Genomic DNA, 18,809 nt, shown 5'->3' on the forward strand with positions numbered 1-18,809 from the left:
TTCATTCAGAAACGACAAATTCGCCAAAAGGGTCGCCAACCTCGATACCCTGAGTCTGTTCACACTTGAATTTGCCCATGCCGTCGGGGTAGGGATCGCTGTAAGCGAGGTCAAAGAAGGCGGAGCTGACGCCTCGGATCATGAACGCGCATTTGTAGCCGGGCTCCATGTCCGCTTCGTAATAGTCCTGGGCGCGAACGACCATTCTCTTGCCCTCTTTGATTTGGGCGATTCCGGACTTGGCCCATCCCCAGGCCGTGAATACCGCGTACGCTCCTCGAAGGACATCCTTGGCCCCTTCGGTGATCATGGGTTCGACCACGGATTTGAATTCTTCCGAGGTAATGATGCCATATCCCGTGTTGTACCCGCACTCGAGCGCGCAGTTGACCAGAGCGTCCTCCAGCTCCCGGCGGCGTTCCTCCGGGGCGGCGTCCATCATTCTTGCGGTAAATGTGTTCCAAAAAGCGACGGGAAGGTTATTCACCAACACGTTGTAAGCGGGGATAAGACCCTCATCGTCCCCTTGCACGCGTAATTCCGCCAGCTGTTTCACAACCAGATCTCGCTGAACCGTCATCAGTACTTCTCCCTATTTCAACCTAACGGAAAATTGGCTCGACTTATCTCCAACGACCATGCTTGAATTCTCGATGACCTCGTAGCTTCGGGGCGGCTTGTTTGAAGCCGAAGCGAACATGGCGGAGATGTATCCCTGGGTCCAGAAGTTAACAGGTCCGTCGTTCCTTCCCCATTTCTTTATCCACCCTTGATCCACATGGGATCGGGTCAACGTGACCTCACCTCCCTCTTTGCTTCCACCGGCGTGCATCAGTCCCATTCCCATGACGGAATAATAGGCTCCGCCCACCTCGAGTCTGTCTTCAAACGATACGATGTGGTTCTTGGCGCAGTAGTCGTCGATCATCGGTCTGACGGAGTCTTCGACGGATTCCCGGAGTATTCGAACGCCTCCGAAGTCGTCAAAATCTATAGCCAGCTTGGAAAGCAAGGTCATGTAATGGTGGCAGTGCATAACGGTCAAGAATCCGTTCGTAAAATGCCGGTAGGTCTTCTCGTCAAATGAAAATTCGACATGTAACGCCATTAAATGGGCTCCTTTCATTCGAACTAAGGGTTCGGGATAGAACCTTTATATGGTTTGGTCCGCACGGGGTTCATCGGTTTTTGAAATGGATTTCCATGTCGGGTATTCTTTTCTTCATGCGTAGCCGGATCATTCCCAATCTTTGTGAGTCGCGCGCCACCAGAACGAGAAACACGTCTCCGACGGGTGCGCAGACGATGGCGGCGCCTGCGGATTCAAGCATCAGGTGTTGGAACGCGGATATGGCCAGTTCGATCCCCATCCTTTCGGCCCCCTGCAAAACCATGGCGACCGAAACGCCGACCTTTGTCCTGTCGATGTCGCCGGAGCTTACGGAAGACTCTAAGACGGAACCGTCCTTTTCGACCAACATGACGGCCTCAACGCCGGAAATCTCCAGAAATTCCCCAAGGGCCTTGGAAAACGGATCCGTAGTCTCAACGATCCGGATTTCCTCTTCCGCTTGTTCCTGTCTACGCTTTCCTTCGGATTCCCTCTCGATGCGCTCCAACGAATAGAACGTTTCAGAATCTTCAAAGGCCGAGTCCGGTTTCTGATCTCGATCCGTAACAGCCGGAGCTGTTTCCACGGCAACGACCGGTTTTTGCCGAAAAGACGATTTCTCGTCCCTGTGCTTCATGGCCGCCATGATCAAGCTCATCAGCCCGGATTCGATTCTTTTTCGGATCTTCTTTTTGGGGAGGTTCTTGAACAGGATCTCGGCCCTTTCCCACCCGATGATTTCAATGGCCGCTTCTTTGCCCGTCAAGGCTCCCCACATCGCGTCCCATAGCTCTCCCTTGTTAAAATACAAGTAGCCCGGTTTGGATATCTCCGTTCTGGCTTCCACGAGGCAGGTCTTTTGATCCGAATCCACCATTTGGATGAAACTGGCAATGGATACCCCGCTGATGGAGCCTTTGCCGTGCTCTTGCTGCAGGCTATACAGAATGGCGTCTTCCAATTCTTTGAATTGGAGCGGTTTCTTTATGAAAGGAAAACTCCCGAGGCGCTGCAGTTTTTCTTTTGTTTCGGGGGTTTCGTATGTGCTGACCACGATAACGGGTGTGGAGGGAAAATGATCGTTGAGGTAGGCCAAAAGTTCAAAACCATCCATTTCAGGCATCATGAGATCGGTGACCACCAGGTCCACCGGTTCGTTTTCAATGATTCGGATGGCTTGCTTTCCGTTTTTGGCCGGGAAAAGCCCAAGATCGCACGAAGAGGCCTCAAAATAGTCTTCGAGCGCTTTCAAAAAAAGGTCGTCGCCATCAACGATGAGAATACCAGGCATCGGCGCGTTCCGGTAAGACGGCTGGAGGTTCTTCCTGAATTTCTTCCCCGGCTCCGCTTCGACTCGGATGGACGCGGACGAAGGGTTCGAGGATCGTAATCGATTGAAAAGAGCCGGCCGGGTGGCTTCTCTGCCCGAAACATGCAGGTCCCGCTCCATGTCAGCCCCCTTGTCCGCTCACCGAGATTACGATGCGTACGTTTCCCGTGCGGCCGCGACCGTCGAAGGCGGATTTTTACATCCGTGGCTTTCCGCTCCTGCTTCGGGACGGAATTCAGTTTTCCGTGGAGAACGAATCCCGACTTGATGACTTGAATACTTGTTAAGTGTATGTCTGTTGCAATACTTTGTCAACAATATATTTTTCCACCTAAAATACCAACCCGCTCTCATTGTGATCGGATTCGGTGGGTCGAGCGGATGGGGATGGAACCCGCGACCTCGTGAATACCATTCACATGATCATCAAGACCCTGCACTCGGATTCTCCGGGTCCGAATCCCACCGGGTAGGGTTACAGATGATGTATTCCCGGATACGGTTCAGTTCCTCATCATTGCGAATGATGTGTTTGTAATAATTTCGTAGTCCTATCTTCGCGCCGGGGGTGTTGCGTCATTCATTGATCTGTTTGGTGGTGGCGGATTTAAATCCGCGTAGGATCGCGCCAATGGTCTGCGAGGGTGACCGGGGTTCCGTAGGGGCGTATTGCAATACGCCCCTACCACGTTCCGAAATGATCACGATACCGTGTATATGGGTCGGCATTACCACGAATTCATCCAACGCCACATTGGGTCGCAATTCCGGTGTATTTAACCATAGGTTCTTAACAGTCCGACCTGAATCATCCAAAACCATTTGTCCGTTCACCACATGTCGGAACAGACATTCCCGATTCCGGGCGCACATGGTCACTAAATACACCCCGGCCTGCGAATAATCGTATCCCCGCAATCGGATGGACCGGCGGTTATGCTGCGTCGATTTCCGTTGCGAGGGCTGTTCTTGCCGAGCTGGGGCTCGGCGTTCCCAGGAGAGCGGTGGGAGCAGAAGCGTGATCATATGTAGGGGCGCGACCACGGCTGCCTCTGTGCTCCTTCTCGACTCAGGAGATCTTTACAATATGTAAAGAAATCGAACATCCCTTCCTGGGGAACTCGTCAACGGACCTGACGCCGACCCTTAAATGGCTACAGTTTGCAGCGTTTCCGGCGTTTCCGAGGCTTATAGCTTGTGGCACGTTCATTGCTTCTCAGAATTTGCGATAGCCTCTTTGTCAAATGAAACGGTTTATGTGGATTTCGACTTTCATTCGATACGAATATAAGACGATGTATGATCGGCACGTGAAAGCCCGTATCTCTCGTGTTTGATTTATGTAATAGAAAGAGATGCTTATACTTGAATCATCGATCGTCCATTTAGAATCCAAGGTTTCTGAGTCTATGTACCTATTATGATTGGCTTAATTATGGAGGTATTTCGGATATGGGAAGGGAGTACAAGAAAGTATTGATCTGTGTGGATGGATCGGACAGTGCGCTGGAAACGATTCAGTACGTAAGCAATATGTTACCTCCTGAAATGGTGGATATCGTATTATTCCATGTGAGGACTCCCATTCCCGAGGATCTCTGGGATTTGGAGAAAGGTTCGGAATTTCATTCACAACTGGCGCCTGTGGCCGCCTGGGCCATGCAACAAGAGAGTGAAATCCGATCTTTCATGTCTAAAGCGAAACATATTCTTACCGAAGCCCACTTCCCTGAAGAAAAGATTATTCCAACAATACGGGACAAAAGAGCGGGTGTTGCAAGAGATTTAATCCAGGAGAGCCAGGAAGGCTACCATGCGGTTGTGGTGGGCCGACGAGGATTCAGCAGGCTGAAAGAGCTCATACTGGGCAGTGTGGCCACAAAGCTCATCGAGCGCGCCTCCAACGTCCCGATCTGGGTAGTGGGCAAGACTCCCAAAACGGGCAAGATTCTTCTGGCCGTCGATGGTTCCGGCGAGGCGGTGCGGGCCTCGGACTATGTGGGCGCCCTGATGGGCGGCGCCGATGTCGAGATTACGTTGTTTCACGCCATCAAAGGCATCGGTATGACGGAAAAGAAATACAAAGAGCACTCCATAACGCAGATCGACGAGGAGTGGATGAAAAAGGCCGGCACGGCCACAGACCCCGTCTTTCACGATGTGAGAAATCGTCTGGTGGCTGCGGGACTGAATCCGAACAAGATAACCACAAAAGTCATGACGGGTGTCAGCAGCAGGGCCGGAGCCATCGTGGGAGAAGCGGAAGAAGGCGGCTACGGCACCATTGTCATGGGAAGACGCGGCAAACACAAAGTCCAGGAATTCAGCATGGGGCGTGTCACCAATAAGGTGATTCAACTGGCCCGGGAAATGGCTGTGTGGGTGATCAACTGATTCGACAAGCGTGAGATAACGAACCAAGCGAAGGGAGGTACCTATGCTTGTCAGAAATTGGATGTCGAGAAACGTGGTTACCGTCGAGGCCGACGATTCCATGGCCAAAGCCGGCCGCCTGATGAAAGAGAACAAAGTCAGCAGGCTTCCTGTTATGAAGAAAGGCAAGTTGGTAGGTATCGTGACCAACGGGGATATCAGAAGGGCTTCGGCTTCGGACGCCACTTCGTTGGAAATTCATGAACTGCTCTATCTGCTTTCCAAGATCAAGATCGGCAGCATCATGACGCCGGATCCCATCACAGTGCCACCCGACTATACGGTTGAAGAGGTTGCTCAAATCCTTCGAGAACGGGGCATTTCCGGCGTTCCCGTTGTCGAGACGGACGGCCGCCTGGTGGGAATCATCACCAAGAACGATCTCTTCAATGTCATCGTCTCATTGACCGGATTCGACAAGAAGGGGATTCAATTCGCCGTACGGATCGAAGACCGGCCGGGATCCATCAAGGAAGTTACGGATATCATTCGCAGTTATGGGGGACGGCTCGCGAGTATTCTGAGTTCCTACGAAAAAGTACCTGAAGGGTATCGCAATGTATTCATCCGTACCTACGACGTAGATCGCGCCAAGGTGGATTCATTGGTCAACGACTTGAGAGCCAAGATTACCCTGCGTTACTATGTGGATCATCGCGAAAACAAACGAATGATCTACGATGCCTGACAGGGAGGTTGAGCGCAGCTTTCATGAATGACGGCCCGGTTTGAGCCCTCTCCGGTTTCGGGCGGTCACCGGCAGGCCCGAAAAAGCGGATTTGCAGGCCGGGCGATCGGTCTCGGGTATTTGAATTTCAACGTGGGGAAAGGAGCTTTCCGCGGATGGGCATCTATCATCTGGACTATCTGTTCAATGCGACTTACATCGCCGACGTGGGGGCGAGTGAGAAGACCGGGACCATAGGTCACGCCGTCATGCAGAATCTCCTTAAGTCGGGGTACGAGGGAAGACTGTTTCCCATCAACCCTCACTACTCGAATGTGTTTTCCATCCCGGCTTACCACTCTCTAAAAGACCTCGAAGGCCCCATCGATCTGGCTGTGGTCGCCATACCCCTTACCCATGTTCCCGAACTCATCAAACAGTGCATCAAGGTGGAAGTAAAAGGGCTCGTTGTGATTTCCGCCGGAGGCAAGGAAATCGGCAGTAAAGGAAGGGAGATCGAAGAGGAGATCCGGCAGGAAGCCAAGAAGGGCGGTATTCGGATCATGGGACCCAATTGCCTTGGTTTCTTCTGCGCCGGGTCCAAAATCAACGCCAGCTTTGCCCTGGATTCCATTTTGCCCGGCAATATGGCGTTTATCTCCCAGAGCGGCGCCATTTGTACGGCCATTGCCGATCTCTCCGTACAAGAACAGATGGGGTTCAGTCACTACGTCAGCATCGGCTCCATGTTGGATATAGACTTCGGGGATCTGATCGACTATCTCGGCAACGATCCCCGCGTCAAAAGCATCATCCTGTATGTGGAGAGCCTGACCAATTTCCGCAAATTCATGAGCGCGGCCCGAGCCGTTTCCAGAGTGAAACCCATCGTGGTGTTAAAAGCCGGAAAAAGCGCGGCGGGAGCGCGGGCGGCCGCTTCGCACACCGGGGCCATGGCCGGAGAAGACGCCGTGTATACCGCCGCTTTCAGGCGCGCCGGCATCCTGCGGGTCGACACCATTGAAGAGTTGTTCGATTGCGCCGAACTGCTGGCCAAACAGCCCCGGCCGCTGGGTCCGAGGCTCGCCATTATCACCAATGCGGGGGGACCGGGTGTCATGGCTGCCGACGCCTTGTCGTCCTATGGCATCGAACCGCATGCCCTTGGACCGGATACGAAACAAAAGCTGGACGAATTCCTCCCCCCCTTCTGGAGCCGAAACAATCCCATCGATATTCTAGGCGACGCTTCGCCGCAGCGATATCGACAGGCCCTGGACGTGTGTGTATCGTCCTCGGATTTCGACGCCATCCTGATTATGATGGTTCCCCAGGCACTGACGGATGCGGCGGCCGTGGCCGCCGAGCTGACGAAAACGCTCGGGGATCGAAGGCATCTGTTGCTCACTGTTTGTATGGGCGGCGCGTCCATGGTTAAGGCTCGGGAGATCTACAACAAGGCGGGCATCCCCACCTTCGAAACTCCGGAACGCGCCGTACGGGCGTTCATGCACATGGTCTCGTATACTCGAAATCTCGAGATGCTTCAGGAAATCCCTCCGTCGCTTCCCCGTTCTCTGACATTCGATGTTTCAAAGGGCAATCGTGTCGTCCATGCGGCTTTGGATCGTCCCAACCATCTGCTCACCGAGACGGAGTCGAAAACGCTCTTGGCGGCGTACGGTATTCCCGTCAATCCGACCAAAGAGGCCGCCAGTGAGGACGAAGCGGTCCAGTTGGCCGAGACCTTGGGATACCCCCTCGTGATGAAGGTCAATTCCCGCGATATCACTCATAAATCCGACGCCCATGGAGTCATCCTGAACCTGAAAAACACCGAGGATATTCGATCGGCCTACCGAGCGATCATGTCGGCCGCCCACGATTATAATCCCAAAGCCGAATTGCTGGGAGTGACATTGCAGCCCATGTTGCAGCGCATCGAGCATGAACTGCTCGTGGGCGGCATCAGGGACAAGGACTTCGGACCGGTCATTCTGTTCGGTTCAGGAGGAACCCTGACGGAAATTCTCAGAGACCGCTCCCTCGCTCTACCGCCCCTCAACCGGTTGTTGGCTCGCAGGCTTATCGAAGACACCCGGGCCTACGTTTTCCTCAAAGGGTACCGCAACCGCCCGCCGGCCAATCTGGATCTATTGGAGGAGGTCTTGATACGCGTTTCCCAACTGGTCACCGATCTCCCTGAAGTCGCCGAACTCGACATCAATCCATTGGTGGTGTCCGGAGATCGGATGTATGCCGTCGATGCGCGGGTAGTTGTGAAATCTTCGGACGTTTCTTCGCCCTATCATATGGTGATCAGTCCTTACCCGAATGAATATGAAACCTACTGGCATATGAAGGACGGCACGGAAGTGTTTATCCGCCCCATCAAACCCGAGGATGCGCCTCTGCTGGAGAAATTGTTTTCTTCCCTGTCTCCTAAAAGCATCTATTTTCGATTCTTCAGTCCATTGAAGCACCTGCCTAAAGATATGCTGGCGCGCTTCACACAGATCGATTACGACCGCGACATGGCTTTTGTGGCCAGCCACACACTGGGTGGAGAGGAGCGCTTTCTTGGCGTCGGACGTTTGATGAGTCTTCCGGATTTCACAACAGCCGAATTCGCTATAGTAGTAGGGGACCCCTGGCAAGGCAAAGGCCTTGGCGCCCAGTTGCTGAGTCTCGTGATATCCATTGCCGCAAAGCGTGGCATAAAGAAGCTGGGAGGAAGAGTGCTGGCTGAAAACACGACCATGTTGTCCCTGTGCCACAAAACCGGATTCACGGTTAACAGAATACCGGATACGGGCGAGTATGAAGTGGAAAAGCGCCTGAGCTAAGCCCGGTCTGTTGCGGTTACGGAATCTTTCCGCGACTCCCATTCCGGCAAGACCTCGGTGCACTCCAATTCCGCATGTGTGAACCATCCTCACGGGGCATCCACTTTCCCGTGCGCATGAACCCTTGTCTGCCGGACGAGGAACGGAGCGCCGTGCATTCCCAACGCCATCGGCTATAAAGCGCCATCACGAACAACGCGCGCGGAGGCGGACTCCTCCCGTGGTTGACTCATACGTGCTCGTGGGATACAGTTTCAGCATCACATATGACTCCTGAAGCGAGACTCCGATACGGATTCCAACGGGTGACCGAAAGGAATCCGCATGCGTCCGCTGGGGGAGGCCACAAAGCATTTTGCCGATTGCGAGGGCATTAAGATGATGATTCGCAAGTTTGTGACGATCTTGGAAGAATGTTGCATGGAATCCGGTCAACTCGTAGACCCACCCACACGGCGCGCCGCCGCCGCTGCGGTTGTGATGAATCCCTATATGGATGAATACGAGGAGGAGGTAGCGCCGCGCCTGGCTTTTGAGGGAGATTTGGGAATTCTGCTTACCCGAAAATGCACGGACATTCTCGGCATCGGTCCCGGGCAAGCTGAATGTTGCGGCACAGCCGCCCTGGTGGGCTCCCAAGGCGAACTCGAACACGCATCGAGCATTCTGAGAAGCAACGTGTGCAAACCCGTCGGCGAAATTGCCGGCGATGCGAAACCCGCCGCCCCATCCACTAAGAAACTGGGCATTCCGGGATCTGAAATCGATGTTCCTTTGCACCGCAGGAACCCCTCGGACGTTCGGGCGTTTTTCGACAGCATGCTGGTTCGAATACCGGATGCGCCTCGTGAAGACGAAATCGTGGTGGTTCTCGCCATGTCCATCACCAACCGTCCCTGAAACAAAATCCCCGCTCCGGAAAGCAAGAACCGGGAAGGGAGACCTTTACCTTCGCTATTCGTGGCGAGTAAAGCGAAACCGACAGAACCGGAAAGGACCTCTGATTGCATATGGAACCACTGACGCCGGAAGAGATTGATGGGATGGAGCGCCGCCTGCAGGCGGGCGAGAACGTATCCCTCGAGGAGGCGCGCCGGCTCCTGCTCAGCCTGCGAATAGCCCTGGGAAACAACAGCGCCGGCCCTTCCGCCGAGGAATCGGTGCGCCGGCGTACTCCCCCTCGAAAGACAACGTTGGCGGAAAACCAACGTCAGGCGCCGGACACCGAGCAGAACATGGACCTTGTCGAGATTTACACGGACGGTGCATGCCAAGGAAATCCGGGACCCGGCGGCTGGGGGGCCGTCCTCCGTTCTAAAGGCCGCGAAAAGGAAATATCCGGCAATGAACGGCTCACCACCAACAACCGAATGGAAATGAAGGCGGTCATCGAGGCCCTGAAACAGCTCCGCAAGCCGAGCAAAGTGGTGATTCACACGGATTCGCAATATGTGAAGAATGGAATAACGAGTTGGCTTCCCAAGTGGAAACGAAACGGCTGGATCACCAGCACGAAACAACCGGTGAAAAATGCCGAATTATGGAGAACCATGGAGGCGCTTTGCCGTAAACACTCCGTGCGCTGGGTGTGGGTTCCGGGGCATTCGGGCCATCCGGAGAACGAACGTTGCGATCAACTGGCGAGATCGGCGATCTTGAATTTGAATTGACTGCATCGGACAGGACGGTGTTTCGGCATCCCCCGCGCGCCAACAGATCTCCTTATTCCGGAATCATGGATGAGAGCCTCCGACCTCGACCTGACCACACCCTATCCGTTTATATACTTCGTGGGATCCTCGATCCCGGCTTCCGCGAACCCGCTCTTTCGAATCTGACAGCTGTCGCAGCGACCGCATGCCCGGCCGTCCGGCGCCGGGTCGTAGCAACTGTGAGTCAGTCCGTAATCAACCCCGAGCTTTACCCCTGTTTGAATGATCTCGGATTTCGTCATGTGAATCAGCGGGGCCCTGATCCTGATGCGCAGGGCGCCCTCGACGCCCGCTTTGGTGGCCAGATCGGCCATGCGCTGAAACGCTTCCAGATACTCGGGGCGGCAATCCGGATATCCGCTGTAGTCTATCGCGTTGACACCGATAAAAATATCCGATGCCTGTAACACTTCCGCCCAAGCCAATGCAAAGGACAGGAAAATCGTATTGCGGGCGGGCACATAGGTTACCGGAATTTCGGACCCCTCCGCACCTGGCCGCCGGTCTCTTGGAACCTCGATATCACTGGTAAGCGCCGACCCTCCGATGGCTTCGAGTCCGATTTCCATGACCACCCGCCGCCTGACCCCCAAAGCCTCGACAACCCGGCGGGCGGCGTCAAGTTCGGCGGCGTGCCGTTGCCCGTATTTGAAGGTCATGGCGCATACTTCGAAACCTTCCTGCCGGGCGATGGCCGCAACGGTCGTGGAATCGATCCCTCCACTCAACAGTACAACCGCTTTTCTTTTCCCGTCCATTCCATCCAGCCTCGCGCAACGCAATATCCAGCCGCGTTCACAAGTCTACTTTTTCTCGGAATCCAAAACGGACTCGATTGTCCAGATAATACACCCGTTCGGGGATAAAAGCATATAGGCGAACATTGAAACGCTGTTTGAAATCCTCTACCTTCAGAGGCGCACCCGAGCTGAAAAACTCGCTGGTAAACGGGAACTTCTTCAGATACGCGGCTAAAGCCCTTGCCGACTCCGGGCCGATGGATACGCGCCGAATGTGACCGGACATCTGAAGTCCCCGGATGTCTTTCCAAGTATTCGCGGCAACGTGAACGGATGCGGCGGACCTGCCGGAGGCTTGAGATTCGACGATGTGTCTGGACCTCGGATCCGAAAAGAAATAGAAGCCGCCTTCCTGATACACATAATACACGGGCGCGGCCCAAGGCGTATTCTCCTCGGCCGTGGCCACCGTCATCGTGGTCTCTCGAAGCGCCAGTTCCTTGGCCAGACCTTCGAGTTCGTCACTGCTCGGACCGTCCGAAACGTTGATCGGCAGAGATGCGCTCCTTTGGGGTCAGCGTGATCCGGGGCTGACCCCGTTTTTCGCTGACAGTCTATTATGCTTGCTCGATTCTTCTCTTTCAGCGGGCCTAACCATCCGCCCGCGCCTCCAAGTCCGACTCCTTCCCCCCCCTGTCGCGGAACTCGAGCTTGTCGAGGGAAGAGAAGACCGGAATGAGGGCGTGTGACATTTCAACCCTTTTTCGGCATCATTCCTCGACTCATCGGCTTCAAGGAACGGTTCGCCTAGTCTCGCTTGGACCAGGTGTCTCCGATACTCACATCCACAATCAGGGGAACGTTCAGATCAACGGCGGTTTCCATCTCCGTACGAATGATCGGTTCCAGAGCATCGAGTTCATCTTCCGGCACTTCGAACACGAGTTCGTCGTGGATCTGCAGAATCATTTTGGTGTTCCGTTTCTGTTCCCGGAGAATCCTCCACATCCGTATCATAGCCACTTTTATGATATCGGCGGCGGAACCCTGAAACGGCGCGTTCGTGGCAACACGTTCCGCATTCGATCTGAGGGCGTTGTTCTGGCTGGTCAGTTGGGGTAGATAGCGGCGTCGATCCAGAAGCGTGGTCACGTATCCCTGTTTCCGGGCGCGCTCCAAATTCTCCACCAGAAACGACTTGACCCCGGCGAATCGCTGAAAGTAGGCGTCGATGAACCTTTGAGCCTCTCCTCTGGAAATACCGAGTTCACGCGCCAGACCAAAGGCCTGCATCCCGTAAATAATGCCGAAATTAACCACCTTGGCCCTTCTGCGCATTTCGGGCGTGACGCCCTCGGGGTCCACTCCAAACATCCCGCAAGCCGTTTCCGTGTGAATATCCCGCCCCTTTTTGAACGCCTCGGTCAGCACCGGATCCTTCGAATAATGAGCCAGGACCCGCAGCTCGATCTGGCTGTAGTCCGCCGACAGCAGCTTGCAGCCTTTTTCCGGAATGAACGCACGACGGATACGGTTGCCCAATTCCCCCCGAATCGGAATATTCTGAAGGTTCGGGTTGCTGCTGCTCAACCGTCCCGTGGCTGTCACCGTTTGATTGTACGACGTGTGCAACCTTCCCGTTTCGGGGTGGACCAGCCCCGGCAACGCATCTACATAGGTCGATTTCAGCTTGCTCAGGATGCGATAGTTTAGGATCTGCTCGGCTATGGGCTGGGTCTGCGCAAGGATGGTCAACACTTCCATGTCCGTGGAATAGCCGGTTTTCTTTTGAGTCTTTTTGACCGGGTTGAGCCCCATTTCCTCGAACAGCACCACTCCCAGTTGTTTCGGGGAGTTTAAGTTGAATCTGCTGCCGGCTAATTCGTAGACTCGGTCCTCGATTTCCTGCAGTTGTCCGGAAAGCTCGTTGGACATGTCCCGCAGCAGGGGGCGGTCGATCTTGACCCCCCACATTTCCATGGAAGCCAGAACGGAAATAAGCGGGACTTCTACGTTCTTGAGAAGCGTGTCCAGCGATTTCTCCCGGAGTTCGCTCTCCAATAGGGCATAGAGGCGAAAAGCAACATCGGCGTCCTCGGCGGAGTATTCGCAGGCCGTCTCCAATGGAACCATGTCAAACGTCGCTTCGTTCTTTCCCGAGCCCACCACCTCCTTATAGGTAGTGACGCGCTCGCCGAGAAATTCCCAGGCCACTTTGTCCAGGCTGTGCGCGTGACGGTCGGGATCCAGAAGGTAGGAGGCCACCATTGTATCGAAGACAATACCCTTCAACACGATACCATGCCGCTCGAGTACGATGGCGTCGTACTTGATGTTGTGACCGATTTTGAGCGGCTTCGCGCCCTCGAGAAGCGGGCGCAGGCATTCGATGCCGTCCCTCAGTCCCACCTGCTCCGGCGCCGCCAAGCGCGAATGCGCCAAGGGCACATAGTAGGCTTCTCGAGGCGAGCCGCACAGAGAAATTCCCACCAGGTTTGCGCGCATAGGCTCCTGGGACGTGGTTTCCGTGTCCACCGAAAGGACGGGAAGGCTGCTCAGGCGTTCCACCAGAGCCTTCAGATCCTCCAGGCGAGTTACAGGCCTGTAGACATGATTCGGACTCTTGTCGGACCCGGATTCCTCGAGAAATGAATGGAAATCCAACTCGAGGTAAAGCGCCTTGAGCGCTTCGCTATTTCTCGGGTCGATCTCGAGGTTGTCGATGGACAAATCCAAAGGGACATCCGTACGGATCTTCATGAGTTCCATCGCTTCAAGGGCTTGATCTCCGCAGCGGAGCAGGTTCTCCCGTATCTTTTTTTGTTTGACGGATTCTTTGTTCTTGAGCAGATCTTCCAGGCTCCCGTACTCCTCGATCAATTTTACCGCTGTTTTTTCACCGATTCCGGGAACCCCTGAAATGTTATCCGAAGTGTCACCCATGAGGCCCATCACTTCCAGAACACGGGACGGTTCCAGGCCGAATCGCTCTTTAATGTCCTCGGGCCGCAGGACCGTGTCTTTCATCGTATCCCACATGACCACGCGATCCGAGAGCAGCTGAAAAAAGTCTTTATCCGACGATACGAGCACCGCCTCGCCCCCTGATTCGGTTGCTATCCGTGATAGGGTTCCGATGATGTCATCCGCTTCGAATCCGACCAACTCCAGTTGTGAAATTCCGGAAAGACGGATAAATTTTTTTATATACGGGATCTGTGTCACAAGATCTTCAGGAATCACGTCCCGCTTGGCCTTGTATTCCGGATAGCGCTCGTGTCTGAAGGTCGGAGCTTTTGTGTCAAAAGCCACCAGCATATGCGTAGGCGATTTGGTCTTTAGTATTTTCAGGATCATGTTGACAAAGCCAAAAACGGCATTCGTTGGGAGACCATTGCGATTCTGCAATCCCCGAACGGCAAAAAAAGAACGGTACATATACGAGCTTCCGTCCACAAGGTACACGGTCGGTGCTTTGGCTTTCTTATCCGGCATCGAGGAATCCTTACGTTGTAAACGAACGAACCACCGATGATCTCCCCAAGAATCGTGATCCTTTTCCATCTAATTTTATGCCAAACCCCTTGTCAAGTAGGAAAGGCCCGCGTCGATCCCCGCGGCGCAGCCTGAAGGAACCCCCAGGAGACCTGTGGCAACGTACCGGGGCGCCGGTCGTATGCGGTTTTCGGCAACAGGGTGAGGATACCCTGCTTTTCGAGAGCGATTGGGGCTCCTTTCTCGAAGACCGTTTAGCCATTTGACATTTTCGTTCCATACGTTCAAGATAGGGCTTGTATCTTGAGAAAAAATTTACATGGAGCAGCACATTGGTACCAAGCACTAGAATATTGATCATAGATGATGAATTTCACATTGGTGACTCATGCATCCAGGCCCTCTCGAGCAACGGGTATGCCGCCGAGTGGGCCGACAGCTCGAAAAAAGGGCTCGAACTCATCGATCGCTATTCATATGACATGATTATCCTGGACCTGAACATGCCCGATATTCACGGCATCGATGTTTTGAAGAAGATCAAACACCAGGATCCGGATGCGATGGTCATCATTCTTACCGGATACGGTACGGTGCAAACCGCAGTAGACGCTATGAAACTGGGGGCATACGACTTCCTGTCAAAACCTTTCACTCCTCAGGAAATCAGAGCGGCTGTCCGCAGGGGGGTCGAGCAAAAACGGCTATCGAGAGAAAATATTTTTCTCAAACAGGAACTTGAACGGCAACGGCGGGCGGCGACTCTTATCGGAGACAGCAAGGTCATGGCGCGCGTGAAGGAGATTATCACGCTGGTTGCTCCCACGGACAGCACCGTTTTGATTACAGGTCCCAGCGGAACCGGCAAGGGACTCGCGGCCCGCCTGATTCACGGGTTTTCGCAGCGAAGCAACGCGCCTTTCATCTCCGTGGATTGCGGTTCACTGGTCCCGACCCTCTTCGAAAGCGAACTGTTCGGACACGTTCGGGGCGCTTTCACCGGCGCGGAACAAAGCAAAATGGGAAAGCTGGAGATGGGGCAGGGTGGCACCGTCTTTTTCGACGAGATCAGCAACATTTCTTTGGAAATGCAGGCCAAGCTCCTCAAGGCTGTCGAGGAAAGGAAATTCTCCCGCGTCGGCAGCCACCGAGAGATCGATGCGGACGTGCGCATCATGGCTGCCACAAACAGTGACATACGATCGGAAATCGATCGAGGCCGGTTTCGAGAGGATCTCTACTACCGGCTGAATGTGGTGTCTATAGATATGCCTCCCCTGAGAGACCGCATGTCGGATCTTTCGAATCTCATAGCTCATTTTCTGAAGGAGCATGGCGAGCGCTCCGACGGACGCTTTCTGACCGTATCACCCAAGGCCATGGAAATACTCACGAGCCACAACTGGCCCGGAAATGTCCGCGAACTCGAGAATGCGGTGAAACGACTGGCCGTGCTTTGTCGTTCCGATGAGATTCGGCCTTCGGACATCTATTTTGCCGGAGTTGCCCTCGACAAAGGAGTGGACAGGGATTCCCTGACACTCGACGATGCCGAGTGCAGGCATATTCGGAAAGTGTTGACTCTTTTCGGCGGCCATCGGTCCAAGACGTCGGCCGCTTTGGGAATCGATCGTAAGACCCTCCGTGAAAAAATCAGAAAATGTCGTCTGGAGTCCGTGCCGGATTGAACATATATTCCCTCGTCCCTTTGTCGAAACATAAATGAGGACCACGCAGAAGACGATCTGAACGTTTCCCATGGGGTCCGGGTTCAAAACTCCCCGGTATGCGGCGGATTGCCCCAAGTCATCCTTGAGACGGTCTTTTCGGTAAGGCCTGTGGGTGTTACCATGGTTCTGTCTGCGCAACCGCCATCGGGACCAACGAGGTTCAGCCTGGCGGTGGTATGGAAATTGCTCCGATAAAACGGTTCAAACCCCTTTTGCCGAGGAAAGCCATGACACACACTGTCCAACCCATCCGAGTCCTGGTCATCGATGACGAAGAAGCGATGCGGGACTCCTGCAGCCAGGTATTGACCAAGGACGGTTATGATGTCCATTCGGCCGCCGATGGGAAAACCGGACTGGAGCTTGCGAAAGCGCTGAAACCAAATCTGGTTCTGGTGGACCTTAAAATGCCCGGTATCGGAGGACAGGAGGTGCTGGAACAGGTCCGGGACCTGGATGCTTCCATCGCTTTGGTGGTTATTACCGGGTATGCGACCGTGGGTAGCGCCACGGAGGCTATGAATCGCGGCGCTCTCGATTTTCTTCCAAAGCCGTTTACTCCCGCCGAGCTGAGGAATGTGGTTCAGCGAGCCCTCGAACGGTGTCACTTGATGACAAGGGCCACACTCGAAAAGGGCAATAAGAACGAGCAGCAGCATTATCTGGCTTCCATGCTGGAACACGAGGTATTGGTTCCCCTCGCCGAGCTGAAGAAGCAACTCGAAATCATATCCGTGGAGTTACCGAACCCCATTTCCCATAGCCTCCGATCCGCCGTGGCGGACTCCCGGCGCAAAGTTGACCAGTTGATGATCCTGATGGAGAAATGGCGTCAATTGATGTAAAGACGGGTTTTCGGACCATCCTCTTATCGGCTCGGCGCATATAGAAGCGTCTGTTGGATCTCCGTTTTCCTCTTGCCTGCCTCGAAGCGAGCGCACTCTCCCGCCCGCGTCGGCTCTGACGGGTCGTTCTCGGCAAAACGAACGTGTTTCTCTTTGCCCGTGGGGCTATTCCGGCGCCTCGGGCGATTCCAACTTGACACCATCGGTAAGGAATCCTATACAACGGACAATACGAAAGGCCACGGAGGGACGACCCCATATGGAATACGAAGCGGTTATCGGACTTGAAGTCCATGCGCAACTCTTGACCAAAAGTAAGACCTTTTGCGGATGCTCCACGGAATTCGGCGCGTCGCCAAACAGGCATACCTGCCCTGTGTGTCAAGGAATGCCGGGCGCCTTGCCCGTGTTGAATAAGAAGGTCGTTGAGTTCGCAATGATCATGGCTCTTGCCACTGGATGCCGTATCGCTCCTTATTCCCGTCTTGCCCGTAAGAACTATTTCTACCCGGATCTCCCCAAAGGGTATCAGATTTCCCAATTCGAAGAACCCTTGGCTCAACATGGGAACGTGGAAATCGAAGTCAACGGAGCAACCAAACGGGTCGGGATTACACGAATTCACATGGAGGAAGACGCCGGCAAACTCATTCACGACGATTTCAATCCTGTTAGCTACGTGGATTTCAACCGCTGCGGCGTCCCCTTGATCGAGATCGTAAGCGAACCGGATATGCGATCCAGCGAAGAAGCTGTTCAGTATTTGAAGAAGCTGCGTCAGATACTCCAGTATGCGAACATCTGCGATGGAAACATGGAAGAAGGCAGCTTTCGATGCGACGCCAACGTTTCAATTCGTCCTTACGGTCAAGCCGAACTCGGTACAAGAACAGAGTTGAAGAACATGAACTCGTTCAAGCACGTTCAGCAGGCCCTCGACTTCGAGATTCGCCGTCAGCGTTCCTTGATTGAAGCCGGTGGCCGGGTCGTTCAGGAAACCAGGCTCTGGGACACGGCGCACAACCGCACGCACTCTATGCGAGGCAAAGAGGAGTCGCACGATTATCGCTACTTTCCGGATCCGGATCTGGTTCCCGTTGTGGTCGACGAGGCCTGGATCGAGGAGATCCGTCAAAGACTGCCCGAACTCCCCGACGACAGGAAAGCTCGATTTCAGAGAGAATACGCTCTCTCGGACTACGATGCATCGGTTCTGACCGCCCGGAGGCCCGCCGCCGATTACTTCGAAGAGGTAGTCCGGCTTGTTCCGGACCCCAAATTGGTGGCCAACTGGGTCATGGGAGAGCTGATGTTTCATCTGAACAAAACCGGCGTGGAAATCGAGAATTCCCCCATATCCTCCACCGCATTGGCGGATGTGCTGAAGATGATCCAAGCCGGGACCATAAGCGGGACCATTGCCAAGACCGTTTTCGAGGAAATGTTCGCAAGCGGGAAACCGGCCGGTGTGATCGTGGAGGAAAAGGGCCTCCTGCAGGTCAGCGACACCAGTGCTATCGAGTCCCTGATCCGGACTGTTCTCGAGGAGAACCCGGCGGAGCTTCAGGCCTACAAAGGGGGTAAGAAGAAGCTGTTCGGATTTTTTGTAGGCTGCGTCATGAAGAAGTCCCTGGGCAAGGCGAACCCCCAGGTCGTAAACGAAACCCTGCGTAAACTGCTCGACTAGGCATGTCGGTCTTCGCAGTTCATTCTTTCAGGTACTGATATGTTAAAGACCATCTACTTCGAAAACGACCACGTATACATGCTGGACCAACGTAAGCTCCCTTGGGCCGAAAAGTATCTGGTATGTCGCACCTACAGAGATGTGTCCAATGCCATAAGCCGCATGGTGATTCGTGGAGCGCCCGCCATAGGCATTGCCGCGGCCATGGGAGTG

15 protein-coding genes are annotated in these 18,809 nt (G+C 54.3%); 9 read left to right on the forward strand and 6 right to left on the reverse strand.

The features are described from left to right. Nucleotide 1: 1 nt before the first annotated feature. From HY788_00560 to HY788_00570, 3 genes are all read right to left on the reverse strand, one after another. Nucleotides 2–580, reverse strand: a complete 579-nt coding sequence (locus HY788_00560; protein ID MBI4772666.1) for a hypothetical protein — start codon at nucleotides 578–580, stop codon at nucleotides 2–4. A 12-nt stretch (nucleotides 581–592) separates the two neighbouring features. Then, nucleotides 593–1,108, reverse strand: a complete 516-nt coding sequence (locus HY788_00565) for a hypothetical protein (GenBank protein MBI4772667.1) — start codon at nucleotides 1,106–1,108, stop codon at nucleotides 593–595. A 70-nt stretch (nucleotides 1,109–1,178) separates the two neighbouring features. After that, complete coding sequence (locus HY788_00570) at nucleotides 1,179–2,561, reverse strand: response regulator (GenBank protein ID MBI4772668.1); 1,383 nt, start codon at nucleotides 2,559–2,561, stop codon at nucleotides 1,179–1,181. Nucleotides 2,562–3,893: 1,332 nt separating this feature from the next. Here HY788_00570 and HY788_00575 point away from each other — a divergent pair. The 5 genes from HY788_00575 (at nucleotide 3,894) to rnhA (ending at nucleotide 10,057) form a co-directional block, all read left to right on the forward strand. Further along, a complete protein-coding gene (locus HY788_00575) occupies nucleotides 3,894–4,835 on the forward strand; it encodes a universal stress protein (protein MBI4772669.1) in 942 nt (313 codons plus the stop codon). A gap of 43 nt (nucleotides 4,836–4,878) precedes the next feature. Beyond that, nucleotides 4,879–5,562, forward strand: coding sequence for a CBS domain-containing protein (locus tag HY788_00580; protein MBI4772670.1), 684 nt, complete (start codon nucleotides 4,879–4,881; stop codon nucleotides 5,560–5,562). A gap of 155 nt (nucleotides 5,563–5,717) precedes the next feature. Further along, nucleotides 5,718–8,387 carry a bifunctional acetate--CoA ligase family protein/GNAT family N-acetyltransferase gene (locus tag HY788_00585; GenBank protein ID MBI4772671.1) on the forward strand — a complete coding sequence of 890 codons (2,670 nt, stop codon included), beginning with the start codon at nucleotides 5,718–5,720 and terminating at the stop codon, nucleotides 8,385–8,387. Nucleotides 8,388–8,711: 324 nt separating this feature from the next. Next, a complete protein-coding gene (locus HY788_00590; GenBank protein ID MBI4772672.1) occupies nucleotides 8,712–9,287 on the forward strand; it encodes an amino acid synthesis family protein in 576 nt (191 codons plus the stop codon). A 335-nt stretch (nucleotides 9,288–9,622) separates the two neighbouring features. Beyond that, complete coding sequence (gene rnhA, locus HY788_00595) at nucleotides 9,623–10,057, forward strand: ribonuclease HI (protein MBI4772673.1); 435 nt, start codon at nucleotides 9,623–9,625, stop codon at nucleotides 10,055–10,057. 101 nt (nucleotides 10,058–10,158) lie between these two features. Here the strand turns inward: rnhA and queC are convergent, their stop codons facing one another. The 3 genes from queC to polA form a co-directional block, all read right to left on the reverse strand. Further along, nucleotides 10,159–10,857, reverse strand: coding sequence for a 7-cyano-7-deazaguanine synthase QueC (gene queC / locus HY788_00600; GenBank protein ID MBI4772674.1), 699 nt, complete (start codon nucleotides 10,855–10,857; stop codon nucleotides 10,159–10,161). A gap of 37 nt (nucleotides 10,858–10,894) precedes the next feature. Beyond that, nucleotides 10,895–11,314, reverse strand: a complete 420-nt coding sequence (locus HY788_00605; protein ID MBI4772675.1) for a pyridoxamine 5'-phosphate oxidase family protein — start codon at nucleotides 11,312–11,314, stop codon at nucleotides 10,895–10,897. 332 nt (nucleotides 11,315–11,646) lie between these two features. After that, nucleotides 11,647–14,334, reverse strand: a complete 2,688-nt coding sequence (polA, locus tag HY788_00610; protein ID MBI4772676.1) for a DNA polymerase I — start codon at nucleotides 14,332–14,334, stop codon at nucleotides 11,647–11,649. A 332-nt stretch (nucleotides 14,335–14,666) separates the two neighbouring features. Here polA and HY788_00615 point away from each other — a divergent pair, with 332 nt between their 5' ends. The 4 genes from HY788_00615 to HY788_00630 all read left to right on the forward strand — a co-directional run. After that, a complete protein-coding gene (locus HY788_00615; GenBank protein ID MBI4772677.1) occupies nucleotides 14,667–16,022 on the forward strand; it encodes a sigma-54-dependent Fis family transcriptional regulator in 1,356 nt (451 codons plus the stop codon). A gap of 269 nt (nucleotides 16,023–16,291) precedes the next feature. Beyond that, nucleotides 16,292–16,909, forward strand: coding sequence for a response regulator (locus HY788_00620; protein MBI4772678.1), 618 nt, complete (start codon nucleotides 16,292–16,294; stop codon nucleotides 16,907–16,909). A gap of 259 nt (nucleotides 16,910–17,168) precedes the next feature. Further along, nucleotides 17,169–18,596 carry an Asp-tRNA(Asn)/Glu-tRNA(Gln) amidotransferase subunit GatB gene (gatB, locus tag HY788_00625; GenBank protein MBI4772679.1) on the forward strand — a complete coding sequence of 476 codons (1,428 nt, stop codon included), beginning with the start codon at nucleotides 17,169–17,171 and terminating at the stop codon, nucleotides 18,594–18,596. Between the two features lie 39 nt (nucleotides 18,597–18,635). Continuing rightward, nucleotides 18,636–18,809, forward strand: a 174-nt coding sequence (locus HY788_00630; GenBank protein ID MBI4772680.1) for an S-methyl-5-thioribose-1-phosphate isomerase, incomplete at its 3' end; no start/stop codon positions are given.

It is taken from the genome of Deltaproteobacteria bacterium (genome assembly GCA_016208165.1).
Classification (GTDB): Bacteria; Desulfobacterota; Desulfarculia; order JACQYL01; family JACQYL01; genus JACQYL01.